Source organism: Ulvibacterium marinum (assembly GCF_003626755.1).
Lineage (GTDB): Bacteria > Bacteroidota > Bacteroidia > Flavobacteriales > Flavobacteriaceae > Ulvibacterium > Ulvibacterium marinum.
Genome location: NZ_RBCJ01000003.1, coordinates 275,754 through 297,423 on the forward strand (window position 1 = coordinate 275,754; position 21,670 = coordinate 297,423).

17 protein-coding genes are annotated in these 21,670 nt (G+C 41.0%); 11 read left to right on the forward strand and 6 right to left on the reverse strand.

All coding sequences use genetic code 11. The features are described from left to right. Positions 1–174: 174 nt before the first annotated feature. The 6 genes from D7Z94_RS14270 (at position 175) to D7Z94_RS14295 (ending at position 7,996) form a co-directional block, all read left to right on the forward strand. On the forward strand, positions 175–2,046 hold the full coding sequence (locus tag D7Z94_RS14270) for a M61 family metallopeptidase (RefSeq protein ID WP_120712280.1): 1,872 nt from the start codon (positions 175–177) through the stop codon (positions 2,044–2,046). Positions 2,047–2,199: 153 nt separating this feature from the next. Then, on the forward strand, positions 2,200–4,548 hold the full coding sequence (locus D7Z94_RS14275; RefSeq protein WP_120712281.1) for a TonB-dependent receptor: 2,349 nt from the start codon (positions 2,200–2,202) through the stop codon (positions 4,546–4,548). A 231-nt stretch (positions 4,549–4,779) separates the two neighbouring features. Further along, positions 4,780–5,331 carry an RNA polymerase sigma factor gene (locus D7Z94_RS14280; RefSeq protein ID WP_120712282.1) on the forward strand — a complete coding sequence of 184 codons (552 nt, stop codon included), beginning with the start codon at positions 4,780–4,782 and terminating at the stop codon, positions 5,329–5,331. 6 nt (positions 5,332–5,337) lie between these two features. Next, positions 5,338–6,141, forward strand: coding sequence for a HEAT repeat domain-containing protein (locus tag D7Z94_RS14285; RefSeq protein ID WP_120712283.1), 804 nt, complete (start codon positions 5,338–5,340; stop codon positions 6,139–6,141). A 94-nt stretch (positions 6,142–6,235) separates the two neighbouring features. After that, positions 6,236–7,102, forward strand: coding sequence for a DUF4097 family beta strand repeat-containing protein (locus D7Z94_RS14290; protein ID WP_147415903.1), 867 nt, complete (start codon positions 6,236–6,238; stop codon positions 7,100–7,102). A gap of 81 nt (positions 7,103–7,183) precedes the next feature. Further along, positions 7,184–7,996, forward strand: a complete 813-nt coding sequence (locus tag D7Z94_RS14295; protein WP_147415904.1) for a DUF4097 family beta strand repeat-containing protein — start codon at positions 7,184–7,186, stop codon at positions 7,994–7,996. Positions 7,997–8,088: 92 nt separating this feature from the next. Here the strand turns inward: D7Z94_RS14295 and tsf are convergent, their stop codons facing one another. The 4 genes from tsf to rplM form a co-directional block, all read right to left on the reverse strand. Beyond that, positions 8,089–8,913, reverse strand: coding sequence for a translation elongation factor Ts (tsf, locus tag D7Z94_RS14300; protein ID WP_120713139.1), 825 nt, complete (start codon positions 8,911–8,913; stop codon positions 8,089–8,091). Between the two features lie 67 nt (positions 8,914–8,980). Further along, positions 8,981–10,171 (reverse strand): 30S ribosomal protein S2, encoded by a 1,191-nt coding sequence (rpsB, locus tag D7Z94_RS14305; RefSeq protein ID WP_120712286.1) that lies wholly within the window; start codon positions 10,169–10,171, stop codon positions 8,981–8,983. 274 nt (positions 10,172–10,445) lie between these two features. Next, the gene (gene rpsI, locus D7Z94_RS14310; RefSeq protein WP_120712287.1) at positions 10,446–10,832 is read right to left on the reverse strand and encodes a 30S ribosomal protein S9; all 387 of its coding nucleotides are present in this window, start codon (positions 10,830–10,832) and stop codon (positions 10,446–10,448) included. Beyond that, entirely contained in the window at positions 10,832–11,287 is a 456-nt protein-coding gene (rplM, locus tag D7Z94_RS14315; RefSeq protein WP_120712288.1) for a 50S ribosomal protein L13, read from the reverse strand. Before rplM ends, rpsI begins: the two co-directional genes overlap by 1 nt. Positions 11,288–11,603: 316 nt before the next feature. Between rplM and D7Z94_RS14320 the strand changes: the two genes are divergently transcribed. From D7Z94_RS14320 to D7Z94_RS14340, 5 genes are all read left to right on the forward strand, one after another. Further along, positions 11,604–12,101 carry a lipocalin-like domain-containing protein gene (locus D7Z94_RS14320; RefSeq protein ID WP_120712289.1) on the forward strand — a complete coding sequence of 166 codons (498 nt, stop codon included), beginning with the start codon at positions 11,604–11,606 and terminating at the stop codon, positions 12,099–12,101. A gap of 167 nt (positions 12,102–12,268) precedes the next feature. After that, positions 12,269–13,414, forward strand: a complete 1,146-nt coding sequence (locus D7Z94_RS14325) for a DUF4249 domain-containing protein (RefSeq protein ID WP_120712290.1) — start codon at positions 12,269–12,271, stop codon at positions 13,412–13,414. Positions 13,415–13,482: 68 nt separating this feature from the next. Then, positions 13,483–14,628 (forward strand): DUF4249 domain-containing protein, encoded by a 1,146-nt coding sequence (locus D7Z94_RS14330; protein ID WP_120712291.1) that lies wholly within the window; start codon positions 13,483–13,485, stop codon positions 14,626–14,628. Between the two features lie 134 nt (positions 14,629–14,762). Beyond that, entirely contained in the window at positions 14,763–15,905 is a 1,143-nt protein-coding gene (locus D7Z94_RS14335) for a DUF4249 domain-containing protein (protein WP_158594641.1), read from the forward strand. 18 nt (positions 15,906–15,923) lie between these two features. Next, positions 15,924–18,338 (forward strand): TonB-dependent receptor, encoded by a 2,415-nt coding sequence (locus D7Z94_RS14340; protein ID WP_120712293.1) that lies wholly within the window; start codon positions 15,924–15,926, stop codon positions 18,336–18,338. A gap of 11 nt (positions 18,339–18,349) precedes the next feature. Here the strand turns inward: D7Z94_RS14340 and D7Z94_RS14345 are convergent, their stop codons facing one another. After that, complete coding sequence (locus D7Z94_RS14345) at positions 18,350–18,679, reverse strand: T9SS type A sorting domain-containing protein (RefSeq protein ID WP_120712294.1); 330 nt, start codon at positions 18,677–18,679, stop codon at positions 18,350–18,352. Positions 18,680–18,811: 132 nt separating this feature from the next. Further along, positions 18,812–21,649 carry a DNA polymerase I gene (polA, locus tag D7Z94_RS14350; RefSeq protein ID WP_120712295.1) on the reverse strand — a complete coding sequence of 946 codons (2,838 nt, stop codon included), beginning with the start codon at positions 21,647–21,649 and terminating at the stop codon, positions 18,812–18,814. Between the last annotated feature and the right edge of the window lie 21 nt (positions 21,650–21,670).

Below are 21,670 nucleotides of genomic sequence, written 5' to 3' on the forward strand. Positions count from 1 at the left end.
AAATTGTTTCAGGCAAAAATAATCAAAAAAAGTTAGGCAAAACTTTCACTTTTTCGGTTATTAATGCCATAATTATTTCATAATAATGATATATTGATGCCGTATATTTTATATTCTTGCAACACATTAATAATTATGGCGTTAAGTATTGAATAGATGGTAAAAACGATGATAATGAAAAAACTGATTATAGTATCCCTTCTAACGATGACAATTTATGGCTGCGGTTCCTCTAAATCTTTGTTGACCGTAGAAAAAGCTCCTATGTCCGTAACGATAGATTTAGTAAATGTTGTTGATGACAAGGTACAAGTATCTATCGACCCCGGAGCTTTCCAACAGGATATGGTTTCCTTTTACATCCCCAAGACGGTTCCAGGAACCTATAGCGAAGACAATTATGGCAAGTATGTGGAGGGTTTTAAAGCATTGGATTATAAAGGGAATGAACTTGCGGTTAACAAGGCGGATGACAATACTTGGAACATCTCAAATGCAAGGAGTTTGGACAGGGTTTCCTACTATGTCAATGACACCTTTGACACGGAAAGTGAGGTTAAAGACGCCGTTTTCTCACCAGCAGGCACCAATATTTTGGCCAATAAAAACTATGTTTTGAACCTACATGGGTTTGTGGGCTATTTTAACGGATTAAAAGAGGTGCCTTATGAACTTTCTATTACTAGGCCAGCAGGTCTTACCGCTACTACCTCCCTTAAAGAAAAGAGCGATGAAGGACTGGCACCTAATATAGATCTATTTACGGCCGATCGCTATTTTGAAGTTATCGATAACCCGATCCAATATACCAAGCCGAATACGGAAACTTTCCAAATCAATGATATTGCGGTTACGCTCAGCGTATATTCTCCCAATGGGACATACACTGCTTTAAGCCTGAAAGACCGTATGGAAAAGATGATGGCGGCCCAAAAGGCTTTTTTGGGTGATATTGATGGTACCAAAGAATATAACATTTTATTGTACTTATCCACTATGGATTCGTCTGATGCCAATGGCTTTGGAGCTTTGGAACACCATACTTCCACCGTTGTGGTTTTACCGGAGGCCATGCCCCAGGATCGTTTGGAACAGGCTATGGTAGATGTAGTATCCCATGAGTTTTTTCATATCGTTACACCATTGAACATACATTCGGAAGAAATCCAATATTTCGATTTTAATGATCCTAAAATGTCCGAACATTTGTGGATGTACGAAGGGACTACCGAATATTTTGCGAACCTCTTTCAAATTCAACAAGGACTGATAAACAAAGAGGAATTTTATAAGCGAATGATGGACAAAACCAACAATGCCAAGGCTTATGATGATGCAATGTCATTTACGGAAATGAGCAAGAACATTCTTGAGGAACCTTATGAAAAGAACTATGCAAACGTTTATGAGAAGGGAGCTTTGATCAATATGGTGCTGGACATTTTGTTGAGGGAACAAAGTAACGGAGAAAAAGGGGTGTTATGGTTAATGAAGGAGCTCTCAAAAAAATACGGAGATATGACCCCTTTTAAGGATGACGAGTTGATCGATGAGATAGTCGCGATGACCTACCCGGAGATACGAACTTTTTTTGATACTCATGTAATTGGAAACACTCCAATAGATTATAGCAAGTATTTGGCCAAGGTTGGCCTTACCATTAAAACCATTGAAAAGGAATCAGGTTATTTTCTAGATGGCGAGATGCCCTTTATAGATGTTAATCAATCCGAGGGGAACTCGATTTTTGTTCGAAAAGGAATTGAATTGAACTCATTTTTCAATGATTTGGGTGCCAAAGGCGGTGATGTCATAAAAAGCATCAACGATACTTCCATCAATCTTGACGCCATTCGGCCAATCATCGGACAAAGTTTTCAATGGAGTCCGGAAACAGAAATTAAGATGACCGTGCAACGAGGGGAAGAAGAGATAACTTTAGAAGGAAAAGTAGGAACACCCGTTTTGCAGGTAGAGACCATTGTTCCTGTGGAAAATGCAAGCCCAAAAGAAACCCAGTTGCGGGAAGCGTGGTTAAAGGGCTAACCAACAAATGTACCTAACTACTTTCTACGTCACCACTTAGGTGACGTTTTGGTTTTATTTGTTCGGACATGCAACCTATGCCAATTTTTGATGTCTTTAAGTATATGAATATCTTCAGGTACAGATTGTACACAATAAAAAGTAGATTTGAGAATGCTTAAGCTAATTTTGGCAAACATTTGCAAAAAAAGCAATTATGCTTTTTTGATCGTAGTCTTCTCTATTTCTATTAGTTCTGCCCAAACACTTACCCAAACAGTGAAGGGAAGGGTTTTGGATGCCGAGACTGAGGCCCCTTTGCTAGGTGCGGATATAGTAGTTTTAAATAGTAATCCACAGAAAGGAGCTATAACGGACGAGCAGGGTTTTTTTCGGATTGAGGGAATTCCGGTGGGTCGTGCCTCATTTCAATTTGCCTTTTTGGGATATGAGGATTTTGTCGCATCTGAAATTCTTATTGGTTCCGCTAAAGAAGTGGAGTTGAACATATATTTGACCGAAGCGCTGAATCAACTGGATGAGGTTGTACTTACCGCTCCTACGGATAACAGCGCACCGAATAACAAACTGGCCACGGTAAGTGCACGTTCCTTTAGTGTGGAGGAGACCAAACGTTTTCCGGCAAGTGTTAGCGATCCGGGACGTATGGCCCTATCGTTTGCCGGGGTGACCAACTCGGATGATTCCAGCAATGAAATTATTATTAGGGGAAACGCTCCGAATCAACTGTTATGGCGCATTGAGGGTATTGAGGTGCCAGAACCCAATCATTTTTCGGAGGAAGGATACTCTCCAGGCAATGTTAGTTTGGTCAGCACGAGTATGTTGGGAAAATCGGACTTTTTTACAGGTGCCTTTCCGGCAACCTATGGGAATGCGCTTTCCGGTGTTTTTGATATCAATCTAAGAAACGGGAACAGTGAAAAGGGAGAGTATGCCTTTCAATTTGGGGTATTGGGTGCTGACTTAACCGCAGAAGGTCCATTCAGCAAGGGTTACAGAGGATCCTATTTGGTCAATTATCGCTATTCAACGATTGCTTTACTAAATCAAATTACCGATGTCACCCCTGGAAGTACCCCGACTTTTCAGGATATTTCCATGAAATTGAATTTTCCTTTGGGTTCAAGGACCAATCTTTCTATTTGGGGAATCGGTGGAATTAGTGATGAGGATGAAGACCCTGAAATAAACGACAACTTTTCAAGTGAGGAGATTTTTAAGTCCAAAACCTATATGTCCGGTTTAACAATTTCACATTTCTTCAAGAATAATGACAAATTGGAAACGAGACTTTCATATTCCGGAAATGCAAGTGATTATGTATTTGAATCACGGAATACAGATACAAGTGATTTTTTTGAGGAGAGTGATATTCTTCGCAACAATGCCTTCCGTATAAGTACGGACTACACTAAAAAGGTAAGTGCAAAAACAACCATAAATTCCGGAGCTATTTTAAGTTTTTTGAATTACGATGTGTTGACCACGGAAACCTTTAACGATCAAAGTAGGGATTTGGTAAGGGAAGAGGGTAGTGGTACTATGGCGCAGGCCTATGTTCAGGGAAAATATCGTTTTACAACGGATTTCTCAACCACTTTTGGCCTTCATGGCACCTATTTTTCGGTCAATGAGGATTTTGTTGTAGAGCCCAGGCTGGGCCTCCAATGGAGCATAAATCCCAATCATACGCTGAGTGCAGGTTTTGGAATACATTCAAGAAGAATGCCCCTTAACCAATATTTTATTAACATTCCTGAGGGAAATGGGTTTCGAACGCCGAATACGGACTTGGATTTAATGCAGGCCGTTCATTACATAATCGGGCACGATTGGCGAATCATTAAAAATGGACATATAAAAGTTGAAGTATACTATCAAGACCTGAACAAGGTGGCAGTGTCCAGAGATCCTAACTTTACTGCTTCATACCTGAACGGACAGTTTATTCCTATTGAGTTGACGGATACTGGTGATGGACGAAATTATGGCATTGAGTTCACTTTTGAGAAGTTCTTTTCGCGGCAATATTATTTTTTGGCCACAGCATCCTTATATGATACAAAATATAGAGCCTCGAATGGCAATTGGTATGATAGTGCCTATAACTATAACTATACCTTCAATTTGGTGGGAGGAAAGGAATTTACTGTGGGCAAGAAGCAAAACAACACCATTGGCCTCAGTGCAAGGACACTTGTAAATGGTGGAAAAAGGACTACACCCATAAATCAGGAATTATTCGATGAGACTGGGGAGGTCCGTTTGGAGCAAAGTCTTAGAAATACGATTGAACTAGATAACTACTTCCGGTTGGATGCCAGTATTTATTACCGGCTCAATAGGCCCAAAGCTGCCCATAGAATTTCTCTGGATATTCAAAACGCTACCAATCGGAAAAATATTGATAGGGCTTTTTTTAATCCCAATACGGGGCAATTGGAAACCGATCTGCAACTTGAATTGATTCCCTTTATCAACTACAGGATAGAGTTTTAGCAAACCCAATCAACCTATCACTTTCTAAAAAGAGTCGTTGAAATGACGCCTTAAATTTGCGTAGGTTATTTTTACTACATCCGGTGTTCATTAGCGTTTTGTTCCCTAGACCAAGTCTCAACAAGGGTCATTCTCTTTTGATTAAAAGGAGTACCTTAAAGGAAATTTGAACTTTTTTTGTAACCTTTTCAAAAAACATCGGTTTACCCTTTTGAAGACCTAGAATAGAGCATGCAGCAACTGACCGATAACGCATTAATGCTAAAAGTAAAATCAGGGGACCTGGATAAATTGGGCCTGTTGTATGAACGACATAAAAAAAGGTTGTTCGGCTTTTTTTACAATATGAACGGAAATCCATCCATTAGCGAGGACTTGGTGCAGAACGTATTTATAAGGATGCTGAGGTACAGGCATACATTTACCGGAGAAGGCTCTTTTGCGGCCTGGATGTTTAGAACCGCAAGAAATATAAACTACGACCATTACAGAAAGCACAAAAAGGAAGCTAACCAAGCGGGACTTACATCGTTAGAATATAGATTAGAGGATGAACACGGGCTAGAAAACAAAATGGAGGAAAAAGATAAAATTTCACAATTGAATCGCGCAATGCAGCTATTGACGCCTGAAAAAAGGGAAGTTTTGATATTGAGCAAATACAAGGAAATAAAATTTAGCGAAATAGGGGAAATTTTAGGGTGTAGCGAAGGTGCTGCCAAAGTAAAGGCCCATAGGGCATTAAAGGATTTAAGAACAATTTTTCTACAACTGGAAATGTAATAAGTCATGGAACAGGAAAGATTCGACATATGGATGATGGAATACCTCTCCAATAGTTTGGATGTGAAAGGGGAAAAGGAATTTGAGCGGTTTTTACAAGACCATCCGGAATATCAAAAACAGTTTGGCGAGATGCAACGAACTTGGGGTCAAGTGGATATTACATCCGTCCCTGAACCGTCCGAGGCTATGGATAAACGTTTTTTTGACATGCTCCATAGCGAAATTGAAAAAACGAAAGCGTCGGAAAACAGTTTGCCATCGTGGTTTTCACGAATTACAACGGTTCTTTGGAGACCACAAATGGCTTATGGAATATTGTTATTGGTATTAGGACTAAATCTGGGATATTTTTTGAATTCTGATAGTCCTTCTGAAGTTGTAAAAACAACGGTGGCCGACAACTCCGAGGCAGAAGGGGTAAGGCAACAATTGGTATTGACCCTATTGAAACAACCTTCGGCCAACGAACGCCTACAGGGTATAAATGAAGCCACCAAGATTAAAGAAATAGATGAAACTGTAATCAAGGCTCTATTGCAAACGTTGAATAGCGATTCAAATGTAAATGTACGTCTGGCCGCGATAGAATCGCTGACCAACTATTTGGATCACCCAACGGTACGAGAGGGCTTGGTGCAGTCTATAGTAAAGCAAGATTCCCCAATAGTCCAAGTGACCTTGGCAAGTCTTATGGTGGCCCTTCAAGAGAAGAAATCCATAGAGTCTTTTAAGACGTTAATGCGTACACAGGAATTGGATCAGTCCGTAAAACAAAAGTTGGAAACATCAATCAATTCAATCATCTAGAGTTGATATCAAATACATAGTACAAGGAGTTTATTCATCAATACGTGCTGAACCTGTTTCGGCACCAAATCACGAACAGTTAAAACATAGACAAATGAAAAGAGTAGTAGTGTGTGCCATGTTAGCAGGTTCTTTTATGGTACAATGTGCAAAGGCACAAAAAAAAGAATTTAGTGAAGTCATTAAGAAAGAGCTGTCCTATACGAATACAGGCGAAGACAGAATGCTTGAGGTACAAAACCTAAATGGTTCTATTTCGGTTGAAGGATATGATGGTGATAAAGTTCTTTTGGAAGTGGAAAAAATCATAACCGCTAGTACCACAACAGATCTTGAATTAGGAAAAAAGGAAATCGGGGTGAAAGTCTTTCAAGAGGGCAATAAGCTGGTTGTTTATCCGGATTCGCCCAATATGCATTACAAAGAAGGTCGGTTTACCTCCAAAAACTGTCAACATTGGGAGGAGTCTCCCTATGACCATACCTTGAACTTCAAGGTGAAAATGCCTAAAAGTAATAGGCTAAAGGTCGGTGCTATCAATAATGGGGAGGTTTTGGTAAAAAACACGAACGGTGATTATGTAGAGGCACATAATATAAATGGAGGAATTGAGCTTATAAACATTACAGGTGAGACCAAAGTACATTGCATAAACGGAAAAGTGAATATTTCCTATGCGGATAATCCAAAAGTTGCATCGACTTATTATTCGCTTAATGGGGATATCAACATTACCTATCAAAAGGATTTATCGGCAGATATCGCCTTCAAAAGCATGAATGGAGAACTGTTTACGGATTTTGATATTGCCAAGCAGTTTTCCAAGACTACTAAAAACAAGACTGGGGAAAGGAATGTCAAATATAAGTACGAGTCCAGACCTATAGTACGGGTAGGGGAAGGTGGTCTATCCTTCGATTTTGAGACCTTGAACGGGGATGTCATTATTAAAAAAATATAAAAAGAATAACGATTTCCATTAGTGTATTACAGTGCCTGGTTCTAACAGATAGAAATGTTTAAACAATTAAAAAATAGAGAAATGAAAAATATCGGATTATTAATCGTATCAATGCTCATGTTACCTTTGTGGATCAATGCCCAAGAGGAGAGTGTAGAATTGTTTTCAGTCCCATTGAGCGATGCCAACAGCCCTGGAAAATTGATTGTAGAGCAATTGGCGGGGTCAATTGATGTTCTGGCCTATGAAGGGAGTGAAGTGGTTGTCAAAGCTTCTTTTGGTAATAAAAAGGCACACTATAAGGAGGAAAAGGAAAAAAGTGGCCTAAGACGGATTCAAAATAGTTCCTTAAAAATAAGTGCCGAGGAAAAGAACAATGTGGTTCGGATTATCAATGAACAATGGGATAGGGCTACCAACCTTGAAATTAAGGTGCCTAAAAATTTCTCATTAAAACTAGGTACCGTTAACCAAGGAAACATTAACGTAAAAGGAGTTAGCGGTGAAATGGAGGTTAGTAATGTTAATGGCGAAATAACCCTTGAGGGTATTGGCGGTTCTGCTTTGGCCGATACGGTCAATGGGGATATAAAAGTAGGCTTCGTCTCGGTTACACCAAATGTGAATATGGCCTTTAGCAGTCTTAATGGGGACTTGGATGTTACATTCCCAAATTCAGTAAAGAGCGACCTTAAACTAAAATCTGAACAGGGCGATATCTACACGGATTTTGAAATGGTCACTGATAAACAAAAGGCGGTATCCAAAACCGACAAATCATCAAGTACTTATAAAGTGGAGATTGAGCAATGGGTCCGTGGAAAGTTGAATGGCGGTGGTCCGGAAATGCTTTTTAAAACCTTTAATGGGGATATCATTATAAGATCTAACTAGTTCCAGTACATTTTTAAGTAATAAATTTTGATAAAAAACGCCCCGACAGTTTTGTCGGGGCGTCTTCATAAGAATTGGTTTTATGTTTTAAATTACCCTAGGGCAACACGTTGGAATCCGGTGACTTCTAAATTGGCATCAACGGATTTTATATATTGTGCAACACTTTGTTTGCTGTCCTTGATAAAAGCTTGATTTACCAGAGTATTATCCTTAAAGAAACGTTTTAGTTTCCCTTTGGCGATATTGTCCAACATGGCTTCTGGTTTGCCTTCTTGGCGCAATTGATCTTTGGCTATCTCAATTTCCTTGTCTATTACGGACTGATCCACACCTTCTTCGTTCAATGCCACAGGATTCATTGCCGCCGCCTGCATGGCGACGTCCTTGGCAGCTACAGCTGAACCTTCTACAGCGGCTGAAAGCCCTGCCAAAGTAGCTATTTTATTACCGGCATGGATATATGATCCAACGTATGGGGCGTTCAATTTTTCAAAACCACCAATTTCTATTTTTTCCCCAATAACACCGGTCTGTTCCGTTAATTTATCCTGAACTGTATTTCCTTTGAAATCGGCGGAAAGAAAATCCTCTTTCGTGTCAAATCCAAGTGCCAATTCGGCCAGTTCATTGGCCAAGGTAACAAAGCTGTCGTTCTTTGCTACAAAATCGGTTTCACAATTCAATGAGATGATAACACCGGAGGTATTGTCGGTATTTACCTTGGCTATGGCCGCACCCTCGGAGGACTCCCTATCGGCCCTTTTGGCTGCCACTTTTTGTCCCTTCTTGCGTAGGATTTCAATGGCTTTTTCAAAATCGCCTTCGGCTTCCACAAGAGCATTTTTACAATCCATCATGCCGGAACCGGTCATCTTTCTTAATTTGTTTACGTCTGCTGCGGTAACTTTTACCATCATTATTTCTTATGTTTTTTAGGAAATTACATTTCCCAATTGGATTATTTTACTAAGTGTTTGATCTTTATTCTACTCCGGCTTTTACCTTGTCCTGCCATTCCTTGAGCTCGTCCCATTTACCATCGGCCGCCATTTTGGCCTGCTTTGGCCACGAGGTCGGATCTAAGTGGGCCATGCGGGAACTGGCTTCGGTCAAAATCTCCTTTATTTTATCGGACTTGGCTTTTGCCAAATCGGCAAAAGATACTATTCCCGAATTTACAATGGCCTCTGCCGCTTTGGGCCCTATACCCTCTATTTTAGTGAGGTCGTCTCCCTTCTCGGATTTTTCCTCACTGGGAGTTTCAGCGGCTTCCTTTTTGGGTTCTTCTTTTTCTTCCTTGACCTTAGGAGCCTCGTCAACAACAGGAGTTTCTTCCTTAACTTCTTTTGTTTCTATTGCCGCTTCTGCAACAGCTTCAACCTTGGCATTTTCAGGGGTTTCTTCAACGGTCTTTTCTTTAGTTGCTTCGGCTTTGGGAGCTTGTGGTTCTCCCGCACCTTCCTTATCGGACTGTCTTTCTGCCTTTCTTTCGGCCAAGCCTTCCGCTACCGCATTGGTCACATGGGTCATGATGATATCAATGGACTTGGAGGCATCATCATTGGAAGGGATAACAAAATCAATATCCCTGGGATCTGAGTTGGTATCGATCATAGCAAAAATAGGGATGTTCAATTTTTGTGCCTCCTTAACCGCTATATGCTCCCGCATGGTATCCACAACAAAAAGAGCTCCTGGTAATCGAGTCATTTCCGAAATGGAACCTAGGTTTTTCTCTAACTTGGCACGAAGACGATCTACCTGCAGACGTTCCTTTTTCGATAAGGTGTTGAACGTACCGTCCTTTTTCATCCGGTCTATGGAAGCCATTTTCTTTACTGCCTTACGAATGGTGACAAAGTTCGTCAACATCCCTCCTGGCCATCTTTCCGTAATATAGGGCATATTTACATTGGCCACCTTCTCGGCAACAATGTCCTTAGCTTGTTTTTTAGTTGCTACAAAAAGGATCTTACGACCAGAGGCCGCAATCTTTTTGAGTGCCGCATTGGCCTCATCCAATTTTGCAACGGTTTTGTAAAGATTGATGACGTGAATCCCATTGCGCTCCATGTAGATATAAGGAGCCATGTTCGGATTCCACTTTCTCGTAAGGTGTCCAAAATGCACACCTGCTTCCAATAATTGTTTTACTTCGACTTTTTTAGCCATTTTGTTATTAGTTTACGTTCCTTTGAATTAGCAATACCGGAGTGGTATCCGAAAATTTGAACGGAAGCCTCCAGCATTTAGATGCTAAACTAATTTACCTTGATGCTGTGGAAAGCAAGTCAAGGATTTTAATTGTCATTGCCCTAGGGCGCTAACTTTCAATGAACTTGGTTATCTATCCCCGAATTTGTTTCAGGGTCTTTTTGTAAAATTTATCTTTCAATTAAACAGTCCGAAAACATTCAGCCGATACAGAGATGAATTATAGGACAAATTAACGCTTGGAGAACTGGAACTTCTTACGGGCTTTCTTTTGACCAAATTTCTTGCGTTCCACCATTCTGGGGTCACGGGTCAATAGCCCTTCAGGTTTAAGGACAATTCTGTTTTCTTCGTCAATTTCACACATTGCTCTGGAAAGTGCCAAACGAATAGCCTCAGCTTGCCCGGTAATTCCTCCACCATACACATTTACATTTACATCATAATTTCCTTCTGTCTCGGTAAGGGCAAAAGGTTGCTTTATTTTATACTGTAAAGTAGCGGTAGGAAAATAATCGTTTAAATCTCTTTGGTTTATGGTAATATTCCCTTTCCCCTCCGAAACATATACGCGTGCAACGGATTTTTTTCTTCTACCGATTTTATGAATAGTCTCCATTATTTAATTTCATTAAGATTTACTACAGTGGGTTTTTGAGCTTCCTGGCCATGCTCCGCTCCAACATAAACCCTTAAGTTTCTAAAAAGATCAGCACCCAATTTATTTTTTGGAAGCATACCTTTTACCGATTTCTCAATAATACGCTCCGGATGTTTTTCCAATAGTTCGTTGGCTGTTGTAGATCGTTGACCTCCTGGATAGCCTGTATAGCGCAAATACACCTTATCTTCCCATTTATTTCCGGAAAGCTGTATTTTTTCGGCATTGATGACTATGACATTATCGCCACAATCCACATGGGGGGTAAAATTGGTCTTGTGTTTTCCCCTAAGAAATTTGGCCACTTCCGAGGCCAAACGACCCAAAGTTTGCCCTTCCGCATCGATCAATAACCACTGTTTGTCAACTGTAGCCTTATTTGCAGAAACTGTCTTGTAGCTTAATGTATCCACTACGTATATTTTTATTGATTAAACCTTTCAATTCTGTAAAATGGGCTGCAAATGTACAATTATTAACTTGAAATGCAAACCGTTATTCTTTGTATTTTTTAGGATTTTCTGATTTATATCAGATAGCATTTTGCGGAAATCTTAAAATTGGTAGTGAAAAGGATGAAAAGGCCTTTTCACCCTTTGGGATAAATAGTGATATATTTCTCTTAAAGGTTATGAATAGGGTTGTTTTTTGAATATGGATCAATTCCCAACTAAAATATAACCATCTTTTTTTCGTTACTACCTCTTATAACGGAAAACAAAAATAACCATGAAAACAAGAATAGCATTACTTTTTCTTTCAGCTACCCTATCATTGGCCTGTTCTTCTGACAACGATGGTGAAAATGGGGGAGACGATAATTCCTTGATAGGAACGTGGAGTTTTACTGAACTTATTGTTGATGATGCCGATGGAGAGATAAAACTGGCCAATGAAGTTATCCAGGTTCTTATTTCCCAAGGTTGTGATATTCTGTCGTTTGAATTTAAAAGTGATCAGACTATGCAAGCTGAATATAGGGATTTTACGCAGACTGGAACCGATGTGAATTCAGGAGGTACCGGACTTTTAATTGAATGCCCGGAAAATGCCGAGATTACTTCTTCCACTTGGAGTTTGGAAGGTGATCAATTGACCATTGTAGATAACGATGGTATGAGCGATACGGTCACCATCATATTGAATGGCGATACACTAACCGTTTCAGCGGAAATCATCGATGAGGATAACCTGGCGGGAGCGGAAGCTGTTTTTAAGAAGAATTAGTTTTCTACCGAATATCTCTTTTATACGATAAACGGGCATTGTCATTGGCAATGCCCGTTTTTGTTCTTACCATCCCTTTTGATAAGGATAAGATACCGTTTTTAGCTAAAAAAATCTTTTTGCTTACCGAAACCTCTTATATTTATATGCGGACGGAATAGGATTAAATGCACTATCCAAGGAACAAATTTTTAGGAAAAACGACCCTGTTGGTCTTGGCCTTTCTACTATGGAGGTGCGTGGATCCGGTAGATCCGGAGTTTAGATACCAAGAGGGTTTGGTATATATAGATGCTTTGGCAGGTACGGTTGAAGGAGCTTCCTATGTTTCAATTTTGGAATCCGCCGAAGCGTTTGGTATAAATGATAATGTTTTTTTAAGTGGTGCCCAGGTTTCTTTTATCAAGACTGATGATAAGACGCAGGTTTATTTGCAGGAGGAGGGAGAATTATATCTACCACCTTCTGATTTTAAAGCTCAGATTGGGGAGATTTGGGAGCTGAAGGTTGAGTTGGCGGATGGCCGGGAGTACAGTTCACTTCCTGAAAAAGTTCCAACATCGGTACCTATTCAAGAATTGGATGTAGGCTATGAACCAGAACTCCTTTTCAATGAGGGTTTGGATAAATTTATCCCGGGACATTCTCTTTCGCTAACTTTGGAAGATCCCGGCGATGAGGAAAATTATTATTACTGGCGTTTTCGCTCTTTTGAAAAATTGATAAACTGTCTTGTTTGTACTAATTCAATTTATCGGGATGGGGAATGCCAGACCAATCCACCAGCCAGCGCGTCCATTAGGAAACCATATTATACCTATGCCTGTGAATCGGATTGTTGGCAAATCAGGTATGAGGACAACATCAATATTTTTTCGGATGAATTCACCAATGGTACAAAAATCTCAAATTTATCGGTAGCGAGTATTCCCCTCTTCACCAAGAGAAGTATTTTGGTAGAATTGCAACAGTTTTCCATATCCGCTTCGGCATATAGGTATTACAAGACCCTTAAGGATATTGTTGATAATAACTCTGGATTCAATGCGCCGCTACCTGCGGCCCTTGTCGGTAATATGTCCAATCCTAATAATGTAAATGAGTTTGTATTAGGTCGATTTACTGCGGCATCTACTGTTATAAAACCGGTATTCATTGACCGTACATTTGTGGAAGGAAGCCCTTTGGAAACCATATTGCCGGGACAGTATGAGGGAGAAGAAGAACCTGTTCCGAGGCCTATTGTTATTTTTGCTCCCTGTACTGAAAGCAGATTCATTACTGGCTTGCGCCCTTTAGGTTGGATAGACTAAGGAAGTTGAACCCCCACAGTGAAAGGTTAACTGAGCATATTCTATATTTAGACTTAAATTTCTAACTAGTGTTCAAAGTTCCTAAATTACCTTTAAAGATTTTTTTTGTATGGATAATTTGTGCATCCCATTGTGCATGTGTCGACCCAGTCGAACCTGAGTTTCAGTTTATAGAGGATTTCGTATTTATCGAGGGTTTTGCTTCTACCGCTCCGGGAGCCTCTTTTGTTACTATAAGTAGATTCGTAAGGGAACTAGGAAAAAATACGGTGAATTTTGAGGAAGGGGCCAATGTAAGTTTCTTAAATACTACGACCGGTGATGAAGAGCCCTTGGTTGAAATTGAAGGGCAATATTTGCCTTCTGCAGGTTTTGCGGTCACAGAAGGAGAAGAGTGGAAGCTGAATATAGTTCTTGAGGACGGTACCCATTACGTTTCAACTGAGGAAAGTGTGTTGCCAACTGTCCCTATTTCAAACTTGGAAATAGAGTATGACCCGGAACTTGAGTTTCGAGAAGTGCGAGGTGGGCAGTTTATCCCGGGACACCGGGCCCTTGTAAGTTTTGAAGACCCATCCGACATGGAGAACCATTATTACTGGACCTATCGAACTTTTGAAAATTTGGATTTCTGTGAAAAGTGTTTTGAAGGATATTTTAGAAACGGGCAGTGCGTTGTTCCGGAAAGTAGAGGTGGCCTACCTCCCTTTTATCTATATATCTGTGAAACCGATTGTTGGCGCATACGATATACCGAGGGTATTTCGGTCTTTAGTGATGAGTTTTCCAATGGGAAATCAGTATCAAAACTTGCTATAGGAAACCTGCCGTTATATACTTATGAAGATATGGTGGTGGAAGTGCAGCAATTTTCCATAAATGCTGCAGCATACAACTATTACAAAGTATTAAAGGATATTGTAGACAACAATGCCGGGCTGAATGCTCCACCCCCTGCACCCTTGGTCGGCAATATTTCAAACCCCGACGATTCTGAGGATTTTGTTTTTGGCCGTTTTACGGCGGCTTCAACTTCCATAATCTCGACATTTGTAGAACGTAGCCGAGTTGCCGAGGAAGCCTTAGAACCAAGGGATCCAATTATTTTGGAAGATATGTTTGACCCCGTACCACTGCCATTGACCAATTTTGCACCATGTTCCGAAACTAGATTTAGAACGGCTATTCCCCCGGAAGCTTGGATTGGTCAATAAAACTACAAACTAAATGTATAATCATAAACCACTTCCTTTTCTTTAAATTATTTTAAGGTAAAACTGACTTTTCCTATTGACCTTTACCTTTTTTTGGATTATATTCCAAGTCTCGGAATTCATAAATGAAGGCGATGCAAAAAAGATTGGGAATATATTTTTTTGCCATTTTGGTTCTTACAATTATCTCCAATTGCATTGACCCGATAGAGCCTGATTTTGAACTTCGTGAAGGACTTATTTTTGTTGAGGGTTTTGCTTCTACAGAACCTGGTGTTTCCTTTGTATCCATTACCGAATCGGCTATCGAATTTGGCGTATATGTTGTTAACTTTGTGGAAGGGGCTTCGGCCGAGCTCGAAAATGTGGATAATGGTGAGATTGTTCCACTTGTCGAAATCGAGGAAGCCTATGTGCCGCCAGAGGATTTTACCGTAGCTCCCGGAGAGAGCTGGAAACTGAATATACTTATGCCCGATGGCAAGCAATTTACCTCGGAAGTAGAAAAAGTATTAGATCCCATACCGCTATCTGACTTAAAAGTGCAATATGACCCTGAACTGGAGTTTAGGGAAATTTTCGGGGGAAGATTTGTTCCAGGCCATGAAATTTTTGTCTCTTTTACCGATCCTCCAGGAGCTGGTAATTATTATTATTGGAGTTATCGCAGCTATGAAAATCTGGATATTTGCGAAAAATGTAGGGAGTCTTATTTCCGGGACGGTGAATGCCGACCTCTTCCTAGGGGTATTGGTGGTCTGCAGCCCTATTACGATTACCCCTGTCAAAGTGATTGTTGGCGTATCCGTTTTCCTGAAAGTATTCCCATTTTTGAGGATGAATTTTCCAATGGCCGGACCATTACCGATTTTTCCATAGGCAATGCCATATTGTATACAAAAGAGGATATGGTAATCGAGGTGCAACAGTTCGCGATATCGGCCTCGGCACATGAGTACTACAAGGTACTCAAGGATTTGGTTGATAACAATAGCGGGCTTAACGCACCACCACCGGCCGGTTTGGTTGGAAATATGTTCAATCCTGCGGATAGTGAAGAGTTTGTCTTTGGTAGATTCACCGCCGCTGCGACCTCTTTGGCCTCTGTTTTTGTTGACAGGACCTTCATAGGAGAGGAAGCCTTGGAAGGAAGGGAGCCTTTAATCACGGAACCAACATTTGGCTCGCCGTTACCCCCTCCGGCAACTGTTTCGGCACCGTGTAGCGAAACCCGATTTAGAACTGCCATCCGCCCTGAAGCCTGGATCGACCAATAAAACCAAACCAAAACCAATATGTCCGTAAAACTACAATTCTTACTAACCTTTTTCTTGTGCATTTGCCTGACCTCTTTGGTTAGATCTCAGGAATATGCCTTGTCTTTTGAAGTGTTAGCCCAGGCTACAGGGTTGCCTATGGACAATGCCCAGATTTCGATTCGGCCTTGTAATTGTGGGGGTGTCACAAATACCTCGGGAAGATTTTCAATTACTCTTCCGGAAAATACATATGAGGTGACGGTTTCTTTTATTGGTTTCAAGGATTACGTCCAGACCGTTGTGCTCAATGAAAGTCAGATTGTACAGATACAATTGTATGAAGAGGAAGAAAAACTTTCAGAAGTGGTGGTTAGGGCCAAACGGATATTGGACAATATTGAAACCCCTCAAATGGGAGCCTTGAAATTAACTTCCCAAGAACTAAAAAAAATACCAGCCGCTGTTGGTGAGTTTGATGTTTTACGGGGCATGACACTTCTTGCAGGAGTCAACAATGCCGGGGAAATAAGTAACGGTATATCCGTAAGAGGAGGGTCTTTGGACCAGAATTTAGTTTTGTATGATTATGCCCCGGTTTTTAATCCTACCCATTTGTTCGGACTCTTTTCCGTTTTTACGCCTGATGCCATTTCTTCCGTAGACTTGTATAGGGCCAATATTCCTGCGCGGTATGGGGGTAGGTCTACCTCGGTACTGGACATTAAAGTGAAAAACCCGTATACGGACAAGTTTAAACTGAGTGGTGGTGTAGGCATTGTTTCTAGCCGCTTATCATTGGAAACACCCATAATAAAGGACAAGCTACTACTCAATATTGGGGGACGGGCCGGATTTACCGATTTTTTGTTACCGCTTTTTTCAGAACGATTGGAAAATACCAAGGCCAATTTTTATGATGGTACCATGAAACTCTTATACTTGCCTACGGAGAACGACCAGATTTCTTTTACAGGATTTTATAGCAAAGACTTTTACCAGCTGGATTTAATTACACAAATTGAGAATATCAATGCAAGTAGTAATCAATATGATTTCCAAACATTGAATGGAACACTCAATTGGATACACACTTTTGGGGACGAGTCCAATCTTCGGAACATTTTTATAGTGAGCGACTATACGCCAAAGACTATTTTTCCGGAAAGGGACAGTGATAATGAAATCGAATTTGAATCCAAAATCAATTATTTGAGTTTTATTTCCGAGTATTCCAAGAGCGTGAGCGATAAGTTGGAATACTATGGAGGTGTCCAAGCCAATAGATATAACATAGATCCAGGAAGTTTAGATCCTGGAGCAGGGAATAGCATCATTCCCGTTACCCTGGAATCGGAAACCAGCTATGAATTTGCTGGCTTTGGAAATGTCAATTGGAATGCAACCGAAGATTTGACCATTTCTGCTGGACTGCGCTTCAATCATTTTGTGTTCGTCGGGCCATATACCCAAGCTACTTTTGATGATAATACAGGTGCGTTGTTGGACACACAATTTTTTGAAAAAGGAGCTGGAGTAAAAACCTATAATGGTTTGGATCCCAGACTTGGCATTAATTATAAACTTGGCAAAACAATGTCCCTTAAGGCAAGCTATGCCAGGCTAAACCAATATCTTCAGAATATTTACAACACAACTACCCCGTTGCCTACTTCCCGTTGGAAAACCGCAGATCCGAACATTGAACCTCAGCAAAGCGATAGCTACGGTCTCGGTATCTACAAAAACCTGGAAGAAAGTGGTATAGAAATAGGGCTTGAAGGCTATTATAGAAAATCAAAGAACAACCTGACCTATAAACCTGGAGCCGATTTTTTCTTGGAAGAATTTTTAGAAAGGGATGTGGTTCAAGCGGAAGGTGAGGCCTACGGCGTAGAGCTCAGTTTTAAGAAACCAAAAGGAAAGTTTAATGGTTGGTTCAATTACACCTGGTCCCGTAGCTTTTTGCGTTCTTTCAATGAAAGGTTGGCGGATCGTGTAAATAACAACCAGCAGTTTCCCTCGGACTTTGATCGGCCCCATGTATTTAATGGTACCATCAACTTTGAAGGGGACAAGTACAATACTTGGAGTTTTAATTTTACGGCCCAAAGTGGAAGACCCTATACCGTGGCCAATAGTGTTTTTGCCCTTGAGGATATCAATGTGCCCATTTTTTTGGAGAGGAACAATGCACGTTTACGGCCCTATCATAGACTGGATTTCTCGTGGAAGGTGAAATATGGAAGAAACCCCAATAGAAGATGGGTGGGAGATTGGACATTTACCATTTACAACGTGTACAGCAGAAGAAATCCTTTAAACCTATACTACGCACAGAGGCAGGATGGGGTGGATGCGGATGTATTCCTGGGAAGTCCTTTGGGGACCTATGAGCTCTCCGTACTTAACAGTCCTTTATTTGCCGTTACCTACAATTTTGTCTTCGATTAGATTTGGACGGATTACTGTTTGTAGAACTTTGTATGAACTTTTTGCTCCAGCGAATTTATAACAATCATATATACCCCTTTTTCAAGATGGGCAACGGGTATGCTCAATGCATTGTTCTTAATTTTCCATTGATGTTGCAGTACCGGATTTCCGTAAATGTCGGAAATCAAGATATCCGCTCGAGCACTATTTTCAAGACCCAGGACATTGATTACATTGGTTGTCGGATTGGGGAATAGTTTTATTTTGGGTTGCACAGCAATTTGTTCGGAATTCCCTTCCTGGGAATGACCCAATGCCATTGCAAAGAACAAGCTAAGTATAAGGATGAGTTTTTTCATAGCCGAGATACCCTTAAAATACGGGATTAAAAATATTCCAGCCCGCCCTGTTCCACAAAATATTGTTGTGAAAATGAGTTTTTGATGGTTCAAGAAAAGTAATTAACGCATGTTAACAGTTTGGATATACCGCTAATGTGCCTCCAGCCAATTGTTTCCTTCACCCAATTCCACATCTAAAGGAACGGCAAGTTCATAAGCGTTTTCCATTTCGGATTGGATAAGCGGCCTTAATTTTTCCAATTCTGGCTTATACGCATCAAAGACCAGTTCGTCATGTACCTGGAGTAGCATCTTGGTCTTGTAATTTCCCTCGGTGAGTTTTCGATGGATGTTGATCATGGCAATTTTAATAATGTCCGCCGCACTACCTTGTATAGGCGCATTCACAGCATTGCGCTCCGCGGCTCCACGTACCACTTGATTGCTCCCATTGATATCCTTCAAATAGCGCCTTCTGCCCAAAACGGTCTGTACATACCCATGCTCTCTGGCGAAATCAATTTGATCGCTAATGTAGTTTCGCAATTTGGGATAGGTCTTGTAATAGGTTTCGATGAGTTCTTTTGCCTCGGACCGACTAAGGTCCGTTTGGTTACTTAGTCCAAAGGCCGAAACGCCATAGATAATACCAAAATTTACGGTTTTGGCATTTCCGCGTTGTTCGCGGGTCACTTCCTCCAAGGGTACATTGAACACTTTTGACGCTGTCGAGGCATGGATGTCCTCTCCATTTTTAAAGGCTTCGATCATGGTGGTTTCCTCACTCAGGGCGGCAATTATACGAAGTTCTATTTGAGAATAATCCGCTGCCAATAAGGTATAATTTTCATCCCGCGGAATAAAAGCTTTCCGAACTTCCCGTCCTCTTTCCGTCCGGATGGGAATGTTCTGTAGATTGGGATTATTGCTGCTTAATCTACCTGTAGCGGCCACGGTCTGCATATAGTCGGTGTGTACCCTTCCCGTGGAGCTTTCCACCTGTTCCGGAAGCGCATCCACATAGGTGCTCTTTAATTTGGAAAGTCCGCGATAATCCAATACATCCTGAATAATCTGGTGGTCCTTGGCTAAATAGGATAGCACATCCTCCGAAGTGGAATATTGCCCCGTTTTGGTCTTTTTAGGTTTGTCCACCAATTTCATTTTATCGAAAAGTACCTCTCCCAATTGTTTTGGGGAAGCTATATTGAATTGTTCTCCTGAAGCTTCATAAATCTTGCTTTTCAGGGTTGCAATATCATTGTTGAGTTCTTCAGAAAGAGATTTTAGGAATTCTTCGTCCAGATTGATGCCTTCCAGTTCCATATCGGCCAATACCAATAGTAAGGGAACTTCAATGGTATTGAATAAGTCTTCGGTTTTGGCTTCTGCCAATTCGGGTCGAAAATGCTGTGCCAATTGAAAGGTGATATCGGCATCCTCCACGGCATATTCGGTCTGTTGTCCCAATGGCACATCACGCATACTCAATTGGTTCTTCCCTTTTTTGCCAATGAGTTCGGTAATGGAAACAGGGGTATAGTTGAGATAGGTTTCTGATAGGACATCCATATTGTGCCGCATATCCGGATTGATCAGGTAATGAGCCAACATGGTGTCGAAAAATTTACCTTTCACCTTTATATTGTACTTGTCCAGCACCTTTATATCATACTTCAGATTTTGCCCAATTTTTTCTATGGTTTCCGATTCGAAAAAGGGTCGTAATTGTTCTATGATTTCCTGTGCTTTATCCCTTTCATCTGGGAAGGGAATATAAAATCCTTTTTTTGGTTCCCAAGAGAAAGCAATACCAACGAGCTCGGCAGTCAATGAATTTATGCCTGTGGTTTCAGTATCGAAGCATACAGCCTCTTGCTTCATTAAGTTTTGTAGAAACAGTTTCATTGCCATTCCTGGAGCAACGCTTTGGTAGACATGGGGAACGTCTTTTATGGTTTTTCTGCTGGAGACTTCCTTAATGGTCGCAGCTGGGCTGGCCCCATCATTACCGAAAAGGGAAAACTGGCCACTACCGGCAGGTTGCGCTTGTTTTTTTGCAGTTTCTGTACTACTCACCTGCGTCTGGGTTTCCTCCACTTCGCCGGAAAATATTTTTATGAATTGATCTTTTAACCTTCGGAATTCCAATTCCTCAAAAATCTCCTGGACCTTTTCACTATTGGGGACGGAAAGTTCATAGTCCTTGGCATCGAATTGAACATCACAAGTAATGCATATAGTTGCCAGTTTTTTGGAGAGAATACCCAGTTCGGCATTCTGTTCTACCTTTTCCTTCATCTTGCCTTTCAGCTTATCGGTATTGGCCAATAATCCTTCCATGGAATCGAATTCTTGGATAAATTTCTTAGCGGTTTTATCCCCTACACCGGGCAATCCGGGGATATTGTCACTGGCATCTCCCATCATTCCTAGGTAGTCGATAACCTGTTCGGGCCGTTTTACCCCAAAGCGCTTTTGCACTTCGGGAATTCCCCATATTTCTATACCATTGCCCATTCTGGCCGGGCGATACATGAAAATGTTTTCCGAGACCAATTGCCCAAAATCCTTGTCCGGTGTCACCATAAAAACCTTATAATCCTCTTTTTCGGCCTGCTTGGCCAAGGTGCCTATGATATCATCGGCCTCAAGTCCGGAAAGTTCCACTACGGGAATATGCATGGCCTTCAGAATATCCTGAATATAGGGTACGGCAATCTTTATGGCATCCGGGGTCTCATCCCGATTCGCCTTATAATCGGCAAACATTTCCGTACGTTCTGCACTACCATCCTTATCGAAGCATACGGCCAAATGATCCGGTTTTTCCCTTTTAATGACATCAAAAAGTGAGTTCATAAACCCCATAATGGCAGAGGTATCCATTCCTTTCGAATTGATCCTCGGATTCTTGATCAAAGCGTAGTAACCACGAAAGATGAGCGCATAGGCATCTAATAAAAAAAGTCGTTTTTGTTCAGCCATATTAGGTGTTCTTGAAGAATT

Excerpts from the sequence above, each read along its gene's own strand:
- D7Z94_RS14290 (WP_147415903.1), top strand. The coding sequence starts at position 6,236 with ATGAAAAGAGTAGTAGTGTGTGCCATGTTAGCAGGTTCTTTTATGGTA.
- D7Z94_RS14345 (WP_120712294.1), bottom strand. The coding sequence starts at position 18,679 with ATGAAAAAACTCATCCTTATACTTAGCTTGTTCTTTGCAATGGCATTG.
- D7Z94_RS14320 (WP_120712289.1), top strand. The coding sequence starts at position 11,604 with ATGAAAACAAGAATAGCATTACTTTTTCTTTCAGCTACCCTATCATTG.
- D7Z94_RS14280 (WP_120712282.1), top strand. The coding sequence starts at position 4,780 with ATGCAGCAACTGACCGATAACGCATTAATGCTAAAAGTAAAATCAGGG.
- D7Z94_RS14335 (WP_158594641.1), top strand. The coding sequence starts at position 14,763 with ATGCAAAAAAGATTGGGAATATATTTTTTTGCCATTTTGGTTCTTACA.
- rpsB (WP_120712286.1), bottom strand. The coding sequence starts at position 10,171 with ATGGCTAAAAAAGTCGAAGTAAAACAATTATTGGAAGCAGGTGTGCAT.
- D7Z94_RS14295 (WP_147415904.1), top strand. The coding sequence starts at position 7,184 with ATGAAAAATATCGGATTATTAATCGTATCAATGCTCATGTTACCTTTG.
- D7Z94_RS14275 (WP_120712281.1), top strand. The coding sequence starts at position 2,200 with ATGCTTAAGCTAATTTTGGCAAACATTTGCAAAAAAAGCAATTATGCT.
- D7Z94_RS14325 (WP_120712290.1), top strand. The coding sequence starts at position 12,269 with ATGCACTATCCAAGGAACAAATTTTTAGGAAAAACGACCCTGTTGGTC.
- D7Z94_RS14340 (WP_120712293.1), top strand. The coding sequence starts at position 15,924 with ATGTCCGTAAAACTACAATTCTTACTAACCTTTTTCTTGTGCATTTGC.
- polA (WP_120712295.1), bottom strand. The coding sequence starts at position 21,649 with ATGGCTGAACAAAAACGACTTTTTTTATTAGATGCCTATGCGCTCATC.
- D7Z94_RS14270 (WP_120712280.1), top strand. The coding sequence starts at position 175 with ATGAAAAAACTGATTATAGTATCCCTTCTAACGATGACAATTTATGGC.
- rpsI (WP_120712287.1), bottom strand. The coding sequence starts at position 10,832 with ATGGAGACTATTCATAAAATCGGTAGAAGAAAAAAATCCGTTGCACGC.
- D7Z94_RS14285 (WP_120712283.1), top strand. The coding sequence starts at position 5,338 with ATGGAACAGGAAAGATTCGACATATGGATGATGGAATACCTCTCCAAT.
- tsf (WP_120713139.1), bottom strand. The coding sequence starts at position 8,913 with ATGGTAAAAGTTACCGCAGCAGACGTAAACAAATTAAGAAAGATGACC.